Consider the following 12,726-nt stretch of genomic DNA (forward strand, 5'->3'; position numbering starts at 1 on the left):
TTCTTCCATATCTAATAAGAGTTTAATAGGATCAGGTCCAACTATGCGGCTCTTAGAACATCAACGACGCTTTTAAATGCAAACCATTCAGGAATTTCTTCACCACTTCTAAGCATTTTTCTGAATTGAGTGCCGCTTAATTTTTTTACGTGTAATCCTTTTTCTTCTGCATAATTAGCGGTTACATATCCTTCCTCCTCAGTAAAAACCAGATTTAATGATGGAACTGTTTGCATCTCTAATTCTTCACAGCAATTGTTTGCAAAATCCTGAGCATCATATGGACCATAAAAATCTTTTCCGCTAAGAGAGGACTTACAACCGGCCATATCTCTTCCAATAATGAAATGAGTGCATCCATAGTTTCTCCTAATAATCATGTGCTGGAGAGCCTCTCTTGGTCCAGCCATATGCATCGAATAAGGAAGATATGACCATCTGATTTTTGGATTATTCACCTCAGAGGCAAGTTTTTCATAAGTTTGAAATCTCACTGATCCAGGGATGTCATCTTCTTGAGTTGGTCCACAAGTTGGGTGAACAAGAACAACACCATTTTGGCTCACATTATTTGCTTCTAAGGCTCTTGTGAAAAGCTCGTAATGGGCTCTGTGAATTGGATTTCTGCACTGGAATGCGACAACATCTTCTCCAGGTGGAAGTTTCTCTCTTACTTGAGAAGGGGTTTGGCAAGTAAAAACTCTTCTAGGTAATTCGAGACCTTTTATAGGGCCTCCTAAATAATATTTTTTTCTCTCCATAGAGATCATTCTTATCGCAGGATGCTCCAAAGAAGTTGTTCCATAGCAAAACTGGGCCTCTATCACTTTGTCAGGTGTCCATTTTTCTTCTACTTCTAAAATCGCCAGTTCTTGGTTGTTGTAATTTAGTAAAACAGAATCTCCTGGATTTATATCTTCTCTATCAGTATCCATAACAATTGGCAATCCAAAAAGCAGACCTGATTCGATTCGATTATGTTTAACAACTGAGTTGTAATTTTTTTCACTCATGAAACCATTCAAAGGTGAAAAAGCACCTACCAAAAGAAGCTCAATATCACAAGCATTTCTATCTGAACAATTTAAAGTTTTAAAAGAATTTTTTTTTAACTCTTTTGCCTCTTGATCAGATGCCATAAGGTTTACAAGTTCTCCACCATAAGGTTTGATCAAACCTTCGAGATTTCTATTAGAACTTTTCTTGCTAGTCATTTTCCAGTGAAGTAACCCGGCAAATTCTCCCAGATAATGGGCCCATATTTGAGAAATTGTTTGGATAAATTTTGCCCAAAAAAAAAGAGGGTTTTAACCCCCTTTTTTTTTTGATTAAGATGGTTATTTTTTAGGCTTTGCGACCATAGAAGATACCTTTAATTTTGATATCAACTGGATCTTTTGATCCAAGGTCATTGTCTGAAGGTTGGATGGCAACAAATTGGCCGCCAAATTCTTCAGTATCTGCGTCAACACTATCGACAGTAAGTGTTATTTGACCTTTACCGCCAAGATCATCTTTAACATTTTCTCTTGCAAGATCTTCATCATCACCCCCACGAGCAATGAGAGCTTGAGCATATTCAACACCAGTTGATTTAGCACGGCTCTTAGGATCAAGAAAGTCTGCAGATCTATAGCTAGGAGTAGTTGTTGGACCTGAAAATTCAGCTCCAGGTTCAATTGACTTTCCTTGCTTGGATTCAGCAACCATCTCTTTAACAGAGAAAGCAAAAGGAAATTCTTCTCCATTTGGAGCAAGAACTGTAATTAGAGAGAAGTCAATACCACCTTTTTCAGTGAATTTACCTCCAGAGAGATCTCCATAAACTTCATCAAGACTTGTGTTGAAGCGAGGACTGATAATTTTTGCAATAGCAAAATCAGATTTATTTCGCTTGTTACCTGGAAGTTTTACTGAAACTTCCGTTGGCTGAAGGCATAAACTTTTAAATTGGCCGTCAGCATTGATAGAACCCGATGAACCAGCTGGTAAAACAGTGCAAGCATCAGCTTGGCCAGTATTAACAACATTGCCAAAACGAGCATTGCCTTGCTCGCGCCCTTTTAAAGCCGCAGATGCGCTTGATGGGAGAGTTGTAAAGGTGAGACAAAAAGCCAGCATCAAAGCCAGCAGAGGACGAAATCGCATGAGAGGGCTAGATGACTGCGGTCGAAACCGCCCAATTAATTCAGTTGGGATATTACAGGTGTCAAATACTTCTTATCACAAGCATTTGACAGCTCTATACAACCCGTAGCTTTTTGTTTGTTGCATTTAACACTCCAATTTCCTTGAAAAGCCTCTTGCGGCAGTTGTTCCCAAAGTTTTGACGCTGATTATTGAAAAAAATAAATACTCAAAATATCTGTAAATTTATGATTTGAGATTTCGAATTTCATCTAAAAGTTGATGAGATATTGAAAGTTTTGTCGATAATGATAATTTTTTGACGATTTTTTTCGGACCTAACAAGAAACCACTGTTGAAGTTTTCGTCAAATCCTTGCCCAGATCTGTCAATGGGATTGGCCATAAGAAGGTCACAACCTTTCAAAACTCTTTTTTTCTCTCCCTTTTTAATAATTTCGTTGTCATTTCCAGTCTCAGCAGCAAAACCCAGGAAAATTTGATTTTTTAATTTCTTGCTTGTTTGTTTTTTAATTATGTCCGCTGTCATTTCTAAATCATCAAAAAGGGACTTTAAAAAAAATTCTTTGGAAATTTTTTGTACACATGGACTATTTTTTTTGAAATCTGATACTGCTGCAGCCATAACAATAACTTGAGCAGATGGTTGCAAATCATCAATTTTTGCTCCCATTTCAGCTGAGCTTCTTACTGGGTAAGTATTAAGCCCCTCTAAAAGATCTTCTTGAATCCTTATTGGGCCATGTACTAAGTCGACTTGTGCACCTCTTAATTTTGCAGCTTGAGCTATCAAAACCCCCATTCTTCCACTACTTCGATTTGTTAATTGTCTTGCAGCATCAAGATCTTCGACGGTGGGCCCAGCTGATATAAGAAACCTTAGGCCTATTAGATCTTTGGTGAGAAATTTATTCTCTGCCTTGAAAATCAATGCACTTTCAGAGGCTAATTCAATAATATCTAAATTTACCATTTTCCCATCACCAACTCTGTCGCAAGCTAAAAGTCCTTCACTAGGCTCGAGGCTTATAATTTGGTCTATGGTCTTTACGAAATTCCAATTCTTTTTTACTGATTGATTTCCCCACATTGAGGTGTTCATTGCTGCAGCAAAAAGTATTTGAGATTGACTAGCTAGAAGAATGCTCGCCAGAAGCCCATCAGCATTTCCAGTAGTAAATTTGGATAAAGATGTGGCGCTCATGGGTGCAACAATAATGAGCTCTGCCCATTCTGCTAATGCAATATGCAAGGGCTTAGTTTGAGAATCATCCCACTGATCTTTATCTTGATAACATTTATTTCTGCTTAAAGTAGATAAAGATAGGGTGCTAACTAACTTAGCTGCGCTTTGCGTTATGACGCATTTGACCTCTACCCCAGCTTTTACTAGACGACTAACCAAAGCAGGAGCTTTTACTGCTGCAATACTTCCTGTGACAGCAACTAATATTTTTTTCCCAGATAAAGTTGAATTATTCATGATATGTAGATTTTATCTTAAATAGATCTTTAAAAGATATTTTTTTAAATTTAAATAATTTATATTTTTCATATTAAAGAGAATTTGATTGTTTATATTTTGATAGAAGTAATTTTTTTGCTTTATGTGAATTTTGTTTTATTATGTATATGTTAGAGAATTTAGTAATGAGAAAAATCTAAAGTAATTTTTTGTTTTTTTCCATATGCCTCCAAGAACGCAGAAAACAGTTTTATATAAATCATCTGCAAAGATTTTTGATAGGCTAGCAAATTGGGCTGCAAATCCATGGAGAAGATATTCATTTTTGGTAATTATTTTTTTGATAGGTTTTTTTCTTGGTAGTTCCCTTGGTATGATAAATGGAGTACTTGCTTTGATGGACCCGGTTGGAGCATTTATAGTATTAGTATTTTTGGAGATATTAATTAAAGCTAGATTTATTTTTTTAAAGTCGAAAAAGCCAAAAATTCTTGTATGGGTCATAGACATGTTTAGGATCGGAATAGCTTATGGCCTTTTTTCAGAGGGATTAAAATTGTTATAAGTGCAATTAATTATTTTTACTTAACCCTAGTAAATACAACAAGGCCATTCTTGTTGGAATACCATTCTCTACTTGCTTGCTTATAAGATTGATTGAATTATCTTCCACTAAGTTACTGCTTATTTCTATTCCTCTATTCACTGGTCCGGGATGTAGGACAGGAACTTTCTTTTCACACCATTTTAAACTTTCATGTGTTATGCCATATTTTGCATAGTAACTATCTAGATCTGTCAGCATATTTTGCTTCATTCTCTCTTTCTGTAATCGAAGTGTCATTACAGCATCACTATTTTTCAAGGCATCTTTTAGTGATCTTTCTATAAAAATAGAACCTCTCTTTTTAATGGGGTCAAATTTTTGTCCTGGCGGAGGATTGAGAACAAAATCAATGAATTCTTCTGGAAGTAGACTTGGAGGTCCACAAAGCGTTACTTCAGCTCCACATGCAGTAAGGGCCCAAAGGTTTGATCGGGCAACTCTAGAATGAAGAATATCTCCAACTATTGTGATCTTTTTGTTTAAAAGACTCTTAGTGGATGGTTCGCTTGGATTAAAGAAATTAGCTAGTGTAAACAGATCCAAAAGTCCTTGACTTGGATGACTATGAAATCCATCTCCAGCATTAAGAATAGATGTATTTATGTTGTTTGTATCTAGGTAATTAGCTATCTCCGCGGGCACATTTGTAGACTCATGCCTAATTACTAAAATATCAGCACCCATGGAGATGTATGTGAGGATTGTGTCTAATGGGCTCTCTCCTTTGCTTAAAGAACTTGTTGATACAGAAAAATTTTGAACATCAGCAGATAGTCTCTTTGCAGCAAGTTCAAAGCTAGATCGTGTTCTTGTACTTGGCTCAAAAAATAAGTTAGTAATCAATCTTCCTTGAAGTGCAGGAAGTTTTCTAGAACTTGATTTATGGACATCTTTGAATCTTGTTGTTAGTTCTAAAACTGTGTTGTAATCCGCTAAAGAAAAAGTAGATAGATCAAGAATGTGATTTTGTGTCCAATTATTCATAATCCCTCAAATGTGGGTGGTGACCAACACTTGTTTTTCGAAGGAATTCGATCTCCTTTAACCCTTTTGCTAACACTCCTACTACATTTAAGGTACCAACGCCAAGGTATATCTTTAGCTTGAGATATGCCAATTCTTGTGGTCTGAACAATATTTCCTGTCCTTGTAAAATTTTCTCCCTGCTTTAACCAAAAATCATTTGCAGGTGATAAGGGTAAATTGTCAAAATTCCGATTTAATCCAAACCTTTTTGCTAATAACCCTGGCCCAGATGCAATTCTCTCGTTTTCCCCTTTTATTGCTATTGATCGAAGAAGTACACCATTTGCCCAATTTTTCTCTCCAGTGACGATATTAACGCAATTATTAATTCCGTATGAAAGGTATATGTAAAAGTTACCAGGTTCTCCAAAAAGTGTTTCGTTCCTTTGAGTTCTGCCTGAGAAACCATGGCATGATCCTTCTTCTTGAGAATAAGCCTCAGTTTCAACAATTACACCAGCAAGGTAGTTGTTCTTTGATAAGCGCTTAATTAAAAAACAGCCAATTAAGTTCGGAGCGACCAAATGAGATGGCCTTGAGAAGAATTCTTTTGTAAGAATTGAGATTTGCTTACTATTTCTTTTGATTCATATTACTCACTTAATAATAGATTTCTCCAATTGCTTATCAATCGACTAGAACTTAGGATTCCACAATAGGCATTTAGATGGCACAATGGTAGATGAACAGAATTGTTTAACCGTAATCACTAAGATCTTTGCTAATAAGGTTTCCTTGCAATTAAATAAAGATCTTCAAAATTTTCTAACATAAACATGACTAAAATTTCTTCGGCTGATGTTCGTAAGGTTGCGCAGTTAGCTCGTTTAGAACTGCCAGAAGATCAAATAGAAACTTATACAAAGCAACTCGAAGAAATACTTTCATATGTTGATCACCTACAAGAAATAGATACTGGTAATATTCCCCCTACTACTAGAGCTGTCGAAGTAGTTAATGCAATGAGGGATGACTTTGTTGAAGTTAATAGCTCAAGAGAAGATATTCTTAATCAAGCTCCTCAAAGAGAAGGTGATTTTTTTAGAGTGCCTAAAATACTTTAGACTGATAAATAAACTACCTTTTGGTTTCTGTTTTTATACGAGTTTTATGAATTAATTTTATATATTTTTTTCTCCAATTATTTTTAGGTAATATTCTTGCTAATGCTCTCATTTTACTTCTTCTTTCTTTATGACTTCTAATTCCAAGTAAAATATCATATAGAAAATTTAGACTATCTTTTTTAGTCTCAAAAGTACCCATTCTTTGAGGTGAACCTTTTTGATCTAAGAGAGGTTTTGTCGCTTCATAAGCAGGTTTATATTCAAACCAGGGAATTGATGGCCATAAATGATGAACTAAATGATAATTTTGTCCCATTATTAACAAATTCATTAATTTACTTGGATAAACTCTTGCATTTCGCCATCTATTTCTAGATTGAAAAGGTCTGTGTGGAAGATAATCAAAAAATATTCCTAAAGTTACTCCCACCATTAATGCTGGCCCAAACCATAGATTATAAATAACATTCATAAAATTATATTTAATTCCCGCAATTACAATGCAAATAAATATTCCCCTCTCAATTCCCCATTGCATTAGTTCAAATTTTCTCCACAGTTTTCGTTCAAAGAAAAAATATTCATGATAAAAAAATCTTGGAGCTATTAACCAAATAGGACCAAAAGTACTAACTATATGATCTGGATCGTTTTTGGGGTCGTTAACGTATTTGTGATGTTCGAGATGAACTCTTGTGAAAACTGGGAAACTAAAACCTAGTAATATGGCCGATCCATGCCCCATGAATTGATTGATCCATTTATTTGGATGGGCAGCATTGTGACAGGCATCATGAATAACGGTTCCTTCCATGTGGAGAGCCAAGAAAGCTAGTGCGACTAATATTGGTAACGGCCAATTCCCTTGATACCACTGCCAAACACTAATTATTGCAAGACAATACCCACCAAAAAATAGCCCTAAAGTTACGTTTATGGGCTTAGGTGGATCAAGATAGTCCTGGATCTCATTTTGCCAGTCTCGTAATGACTTCAGTTTTTTTGTTGCCTTATCTTTGTCAGACCTCGATAAGCACTGGGTCATTGCTTGATGTGATGTAGATAAATGAGCTTGTTCAGCTTAATTAAAAAATGCCCACCGGGAGACTTGAACTCCCACGACTAAAGTCACTGGTACCTAAAACCAGCGCGTCTACCAATTCCGCCAGGTGGGCCTAGGTTCTCACCGATAATCAACTAATTCTAGCAGCTCATTGATGGCTATTTGAAGACTATTTTTGATTCGTGAACGTAAAAAGATTAATGTAATTTTTATATTGATATATGAGATATTGGTAAATCTCTTTATATGAAGCATGATTTGTAGTTGCTTAAGAAGCTTATCCCAACAAAAACGAAATTCATATTGACAAAAATATGGTTGTTTCTATTTTTGGATATTTATTTCTTTTTGTTGGATTTTTGACTTTGTTTTTACCTTTAATGCTTGTCGAACTAAGTAGGCCGAGAGATTGGTTAATGGGCGGACTTTTTTTATTTTTAGGATTATTTCTCCTAGTGGAGAATGATCTTTTAAGAGGTTCGATAAATTTACTTGTTATTTCTATGGCAATTTTGTACGGAAAAATGATACTAGAAATCATTGAAAATAGGTGGTATAAATTGAGCCCTGAAGAAATAAAGCGGATTGGATCTTTTCAAAGATGGTTTGAATCTTTTAAACAGCTCGGTCAAAGTTTTGCTTTACTAAGCAATGGCTTTTTAAAGGTTCTTACAAGCTTTACGAACAAATCTGAAAAACCTTTAAAAGAAAAAAAATGGGTTCATCCAGAATTGAAAGAAGAAGTCAAGAAGAAAGTAGTTGATCAATCTGTTCCAAATGGTTCCAATAAGATCATAAATCAAGAATTACCTGAAAATGAAGAGACTTCTTGATAAGGTTAAAAGGCCTAAAGTAACCAAGTTGACTACTGGATATTTCTCAAAGTGAATAATGTAAATAAAGATTCTCAAAAGGATCGCCCTACCTACAAAGACACTCTCAACCTTCTGCATACAAATTTTGGGATGAGGGCTAATGCAACCCAAAGAGAACCTGAGTTACAAGCTTTTTGGGCTGAAGAAAAAATAGATTTTGAATTAGGCTTAAAAAATACTGGAGATACTTTTACTTTGCATGATGGCCCCCCTTATGCAAATGGGAAGCTGCATATGGGCCATGCCCTTAACAAAGTATTGAAGGACATAATTAATAAATTTCATACTATGAGAGGTAAAAAAGTTTGTTATGTCCCTGGATGGGATTGCCATGGGTTGCCTATTGAATTGAAAGTTCTTCAAGGTTTGGATAAAACTCAACGGGCGGAACTTACCCCTATTAAATTGAGGAAAAAAGCAGCTGCTTATGCAAAAAAGCAAGTTTCTCAGCAAATGGATGGTTTTAAAAGGTGGGGAGTGTGGGGAGATTGGGATCAACCATATTTAACTTTGGATAAAAAGTTTGAAGCGTCCCAGATTAAGTTATTTGGCGAAATGGTTTTCAAAGGATACATATATAGAGGCTTAAAACCTGTTCATTGGAGTCCAAGTTCTCAAACTGCTCTTGCCGAGGCGGAATTAGAATACCCCAGTGGTCATGTTAGTAAAAGTATTTATGTGGGATTTAAAGTTGATCAAATACCAAAAACATTAACTCAAGAAATTTCTAATCAAGCACCAGATCTTTTTAATTCTGAGGGACAATTAAAAGAAGTTAAACTTGTTATATGGACAACTACGCCTTGGACAATCCCTGCAAATGAGGCAATATCTGTTAACCAAAAATTAGATTATGTAATTGCACAAGGCTCTGATAAATCTTTAATAATTATTGCTTATGATCTTTTGGCAGATGTTTCTGAAAGAGTAGGAGTTAATTATGAAAAAAGAGTATTAATCAATGGATCGAAATTAGATGGGATTATATATGATCACCCTTTATTTGATAAAAGAAGTCCTGTAGTTTTAGGGGGAGATTATATAACTACTGACTCTGGAACTGGATTAGTACACACTGCTCCAGGCCATGGTGTTGATGATTTTAATACTGGAAAAAAATATAATCTACCAATTTCTTGCCCAGTAGATGCTAAAGGTTTTCTAACTAAGGAAGCTGGAAAATTTGAAGGCCTAAATGTATTAAAAGATGCTAATAATACAATAATAAATGATCTCATTAATACTGGATCTTTGATTAAAGAAATTCCATATGAGCACAAGTATCCTTATGATTGGAGAACTAAGAAACCAACTATTTTTAGGGCTACAGAGCAATGGTTCGCTTCTGTTGAAGGGTTTAGGGATAAAGCACTTTCTTCAATAGAGGATGTTATTTGGCTCCCTGAATCTGGGAAAAATAGAATCCATTCTATGGTTAGAGAAAGAGGAGATTGGTGTATTTCACGACAAAGGACATGGGGAGTACCAATACCAGTTTTTTATGAAAAAAATGGGAAAGAAATTCTACTTAATCAAGAAACTATTGCTCACATAACTGATTTATTCTCTACTAATGGAGCAGATGTTTGGTGGGAATACGAAGTTTCTCAGCTATTACCTTCGTCTTACTTAAACGAGGCAGATCGATGGCAAAAAGGCACTGATACTATGGATGTTTGGTTTGACTCAGGCTCTAGTTGGTCTTCAGTTATTTCCAAGAAAGAAAAACTAAATTATCCAGCAGATTTGTATTTGGAGGGATCTGATCAGCATCGGGGTTGGTTTCAGTCATCTTTATTGACTTCGGTAGCAGTCAATGAATATGCACCTTTTAAAAAAGTCCTTACACATGGTTTTGCTTTAGATGAGAATGGCAGGAAAATGAGCAAATCCTTAGGAAATATTATTGATCCTTTAGTTATAATTAATGGTGGTTCAAATAAAAAATTAGATCCTGCTTATGGAGCAGATGTTTTGAGGCTTTGGGTTAGTTCTGTTGATTACTCAGCAGATGTTCCTATTGGTTCAAATATACTTAAGCAAATTTCTGACGTTTATCGTAAGGTTCGAAATACGTCTCGGTATCTATTAGGAAATCTCTATGATTTTGATTACAAAAAAGATTCCATTGATATTTCAAACCTACCATTATTAGATCAATGGATGTTGAATAGAACAGCTGAAGTGATTGATGAGATAACCAACGCGTACTCCAATTTCGAATTCTCTAAGTTTTTCCAAACAATTCAGAATTTTTGTGTAGTTGATCTGTCAAATTTTTACCTAGACATAGCAAAAGATAGATTGTATGTGAGTTCTAAAACTGACTTTAGAAGAAGAAGTTGTCAGACAGTTTTATCCTTGGTTATTGAGAAAATATCTGGCTTAATTGCACCTGTTTTATGTCATATGGCAGAGGATATTTGGCAAAACATTCCATATAGTTTAGAGGAAAACTCCGTTTTTCAAAGAGGATGGCCTAAAGTCCCTGACTCGTGGCGAAATAATAGTCTTAATATTCATGTTGCTGAATTACGCAAACTTAGAACAGTTATTAATCGTATGTTGGAAAGCTGTCGTAATAATCAAAAATTAGGTTCGTCTTTAGAAGCTTCAGTAAGAGTTGATATCTTTGATGAAAAAGTTAAAGGTGCTATCAAATGGTTATCTTTAAGTGAATCTAACGAGGTTGATGTCTTGAGAGATTGGTTTCTTGTTTCATCTTTGCAAATTGGAGGAGAGCCTTGGGCTGAGGTTTTAGTCAGTGAAGATAATGATATTGCATCAGTGGATATAGCTAAAGCCAATGGATTTAAATGTGAAAGATGTTGGCATTACGAAGTTGAAATGAGCCAAAATCAAAATCATCCAAAGATTTGTACTAGATGTGAAAAAGTAGTGTTGGCTATTTAAATATAAATTATTTATTGTCTAAAACTTACCCGCAAAACGTCCATTTTTGGGGAATTGGATCACAAGCCATTGGAGTAAACCTATTAAATATAGTATCAGAGCTAGATATGCGAAAAATGTAGCTAAAGTTGTAGTCCAATTACCATCTAAAATAAATTTTATAATGATTTTTGTTGTAATAAATGTATTGTATGGGATTTCTCTCCAAGTATCGCAATAGTTTCCTGTTATTGAATTTAAACATCTCCAACTAATGATATGTAGTCCAGTATTTAAAATTCCCCAGAAGGATAAGCTCCAGCGCCAAATTCTTGTTGTTAATGAAATTGGGTTGTATGTATACATTTCATCAATTTCTTCATTGAGATCAACCCAAAACCAAATAGAAGCAATCATTAGTATTGGAGAGATTAGAGATATGAATAGGCCTAACTGGCTCTCACTACTTAGAAACAGAATATTTATTGCGTAAAGACTAGAAACTTTCCAATAAATTGATAACAATCGATCAATAGAGCTTGATTTGGAAATTTTTGCCCAAATAAAGAGAAACAAAGGCAGACCAAATGCAAAAGTAGCTGCAATACGATATGAGAGCCAAACTAGAATTTGGAATTGAGGTTCAGTCAAGACAATAATCTCATTCATATGTATTATCAGCCTTTATCTATTTTTTTCATCTTTATTCCCAATTATTAAAGACTTTTCTCTATATTAATACAAAAAGCCTGACTCAGACATCGAATCTATTCGATATTTTTATTGACGATTAGAAGCAAATAAATAATAAAGTTTATCTTCTTGAGACTTTGATCAGGGATTTGAAGTTAACTTGCTAGGATATAACTTTGATTTATTAATATCAGGCTTCATTTGTGAGACAGCATGTAAATCCTCTAAGCCATTTTTTTCAGTTACCTTTATCACTGCCAAGTAATTCTATTCTTTTCAAGAATTCTCATGACCCAATTCATTTAGATATTGGATCTGCTAAAGGAGAATTCTTAATAGAATTGGCATCAAAATATCCCAATTGGAATTTTTTGGGACTCGAGATAAGAGAACCTCTTGTTAGTTCATCTGAAAGAAAAAGAAAACAATTGGGATTATTAAATTTAAAATTCCTATATTGCAATGTGAATATTAGCTTGGATGAATGGTTGTCAGATTTAGATCTTAATCAATTAAAAAGAGTTTCGATTCAATTTCCAGATCCGTGGTTTAAACGAAAACATCTTAAAAGGAGAGTGTTAACAAAAAGTCTTCTTAATTCGATTGCACGATCTATAAGTAAGGATGGTGAACTATTCATACAAAGCGATATATATAAACTAATTGAATATATGACAAATATTATTGATGAGAGTATTTATTTTGATAGAAAAATTTTAAAAGGATCAAAATGGCTTGAAAAAAATCCCTACGAGGTAACAACAGACAGGGAATCATTTGTTCTTAAGCAGAATTTGCCAATATATAGAGCAATGTATATTAGAAATAGTGCTCTATTCATAAGTTAAGGTGATTTATAATTAATATAATGATATGCTTTTTGAATTCAAG

At 34.6% G+C, this 12,726-nt stretch carries 12 protein-coding genes and 1 tRNA gene; 5 read left to right on the forward strand and 8 right to left on the reverse strand.

Features of this window, described 5'->3' with window-relative positions; genetic code table 11:
* Nucleotides 1–41: 41 nt before the first annotated feature.
* From sat to coaBC, 3 genes are all read right to left on the reverse strand, one after another.
* Nucleotides 42–1,214, reverse strand: coding sequence for a sulfate adenylyltransferase (gene sat, locus AC6EIW_RS09295; RefSeq protein ID WP_498520362.1), 1,173 nt, complete (start codon nucleotides 1,212–1,214; stop codon nucleotides 42–44).
* A 130-nt stretch (nucleotides 1,215–1,344) separates the two neighbouring features.
* Nucleotides 1,345–2,148, reverse strand: a complete 804-nt coding sequence (locus AC6EIW_RS09300) for a photosystem II manganese-stabilizing polypeptide (RefSeq protein WP_498520363.1) — start codon at nucleotides 2,146–2,148, stop codon at nucleotides 1,345–1,347.
* A gap of 225 nt (nucleotides 2,149–2,373) precedes the next feature.
* Entirely contained in the window at nucleotides 2,374–3,630 is a 1,257-nt protein-coding gene (gene coaBC, locus AC6EIW_RS09305) for a bifunctional phosphopantothenoylcysteine decarboxylase/phosphopantothenate--cysteine ligase CoaBC (protein WP_498520364.1), read from the reverse strand.
* Between the two features lie 205 nt (nucleotides 3,631–3,835).
* Here coaBC and AC6EIW_RS09310 point away from each other — a divergent pair, with 205 nt between their 5' ends.
* A complete protein-coding gene (locus AC6EIW_RS09310; protein WP_498520365.1) occupies nucleotides 3,836–4,177 on the forward strand; it encodes a DUF565 domain-containing protein in 342 nt (113 codons plus the stop codon).
* 6 nt (nucleotides 4,178–4,183) lie between these two features.
* On the opposite strand, the gene AC6EIW_RS09315 is transcribed toward AC6EIW_RS09310, so the two are convergent.
* Together AC6EIW_RS09315 and AC6EIW_RS09320 are read right to left on the reverse strand one after the other, a co-directional pair.
* Complete coding sequence (locus AC6EIW_RS09315; protein ID WP_498520366.1) at nucleotides 4,184–5,203, reverse strand: aspartate carbamoyltransferase catalytic subunit; 1,020 nt, start codon at nucleotides 5,201–5,203, stop codon at nucleotides 4,184–4,186.
* Nucleotides 5,200–5,769, reverse strand: a complete 570-nt coding sequence (locus AC6EIW_RS09320; protein WP_498520367.1) for a DNA-3-methyladenine glycosylase — start codon at nucleotides 5,767–5,769, stop codon at nucleotides 5,200–5,202. The genes AC6EIW_RS09315 and AC6EIW_RS09320 overlap by 4 nt, the downstream gene beginning before the upstream one ends.
* Nucleotides 5,770–6,021: 252 nt before the next feature.
* Here AC6EIW_RS09320 and gatC point away from each other — a divergent pair, with 252 nt between their 5' ends.
* Entirely contained in the window at nucleotides 6,022–6,309 is a 288-nt protein-coding gene (gene gatC / locus AC6EIW_RS09325) for an Asp-tRNA(Asn)/Glu-tRNA(Gln) amidotransferase subunit GatC (protein WP_498520368.1), read from the forward strand.
* A gap of 13 nt (nucleotides 6,310–6,322) precedes the next feature.
* Here gatC and crtR read toward each other — a convergent pair whose 3' ends face one another.
* Together crtR and AC6EIW_RS09335 are read right to left on the reverse strand one after the other, a co-directional pair.
* On the reverse strand, nucleotides 6,323–7,357 hold the full coding sequence (gene crtR, locus AC6EIW_RS09330) for a beta-carotene hydroxylase (RefSeq protein ID WP_498520369.1): 1,035 nt from the start codon (nucleotides 7,355–7,357) through the stop codon (nucleotides 6,323–6,325).
* Nucleotides 7,358–7,405: 48 nt separating this feature from the next.
* Nucleotides 7,406–7,487 (reverse strand) — tRNA-Leu (locus AC6EIW_RS09335).
* Between the two features lie 202 nt (nucleotides 7,488–7,689).
* On the opposite strand from AC6EIW_RS09335, the gene AC6EIW_RS09340 reads away from it, so the two are divergent.
* On the forward strand, nucleotides 7,690–8,208 hold the full coding sequence (locus AC6EIW_RS09340; RefSeq protein ID WP_498520370.1) for a hypothetical protein: 519 nt from the start codon (nucleotides 7,690–7,692) through the stop codon (nucleotides 8,206–8,208).
* Nucleotides 8,209–8,259: 51 nt separating this feature from the next.
* Nucleotides 8,260–11,163 (forward strand): isoleucine--tRNA ligase, encoded by a 2,904-nt coding sequence (ileS, locus tag AC6EIW_RS09345; protein WP_498520371.1) that lies wholly within the window; start codon nucleotides 8,260–8,262, stop codon nucleotides 11,161–11,163.
* 18 nt (nucleotides 11,164–11,181) lie between these two features.
* On the opposite strand, the gene AC6EIW_RS09350 is transcribed toward ileS, so the two are convergent.
* Entirely contained in the window at nucleotides 11,182–11,793 is a 612-nt protein-coding gene (locus AC6EIW_RS09350) for a DUF3177 family protein (protein WP_498520372.1), read from the reverse strand.
* Nucleotides 11,794–12,038: 245 nt separating this feature from the next.
* On the opposite strand from AC6EIW_RS09350, the gene trmB reads away from it, so the two are divergent.
* Nucleotides 12,039–12,683 carry a tRNA (guanosine(46)-N7)-methyltransferase TrmB gene (gene trmB, locus AC6EIW_RS09355; RefSeq protein WP_498520373.1) on the forward strand — a complete coding sequence of 215 codons (645 nt, stop codon included), beginning with the start codon at nucleotides 12,039–12,041 and terminating at the stop codon, nucleotides 12,681–12,683.
* Nucleotides 12,684–12,726 lie beyond the last annotated feature (43 nt).

It is taken from the genome of Prochlorococcus sp. MIT2308 (assembly GCF_059772345.1).

Excerpts from the sequence above, each read along its gene's own strand:
- sat (WP_498520362.1), bottom strand. The coding sequence starts at position 1,214 with ATGACTAGCAAGAAAAGTTCTAATAGAAATCTCGAAGGTTTGATCAAA.
- AC6EIW_RS09300 (WP_498520363.1), bottom strand. The coding sequence starts at position 2,148 with ATGCGATTTCGTCCTCTGCTGGCTTTGATGCTGGCTTTTTGTCTCACC.
- coaBC (WP_498520364.1), bottom strand. The coding sequence starts at position 3,630 with ATGAATAATTCAACTTTATCTGGGAAAAAAATATTAGTTGCTGTCACA.
- AC6EIW_RS09310 (WP_498520365.1), top strand. The coding sequence starts at position 3,836 with ATGCCTCCAAGAACGCAGAAAACAGTTTTATATAAATCATCTGCAAAG.
- AC6EIW_RS09315 (WP_498520366.1), bottom strand. The coding sequence starts at position 5,203 with ATGAATAATTGGACACAAAATCACATTCTTGATCTATCTACTTTTTCT.
- gatC (WP_498520368.1), top strand. The coding sequence starts at position 6,022 with ATGACTAAAATTTCTTCGGCTGATGTTCGTAAGGTTGCGCAGTTAGCT.
- crtR (WP_498520369.1), bottom strand. The coding sequence starts at position 7,357 with ATGACCCAGTGCTTATCGAGGTCTGACAAAGATAAGGCAACAAAAAAA.
- AC6EIW_RS09340 (WP_498520370.1), top strand. The coding sequence starts at position 7,690 with ATGGTTGTTTCTATTTTTGGATATTTATTTCTTTTTGTTGGATTTTTG.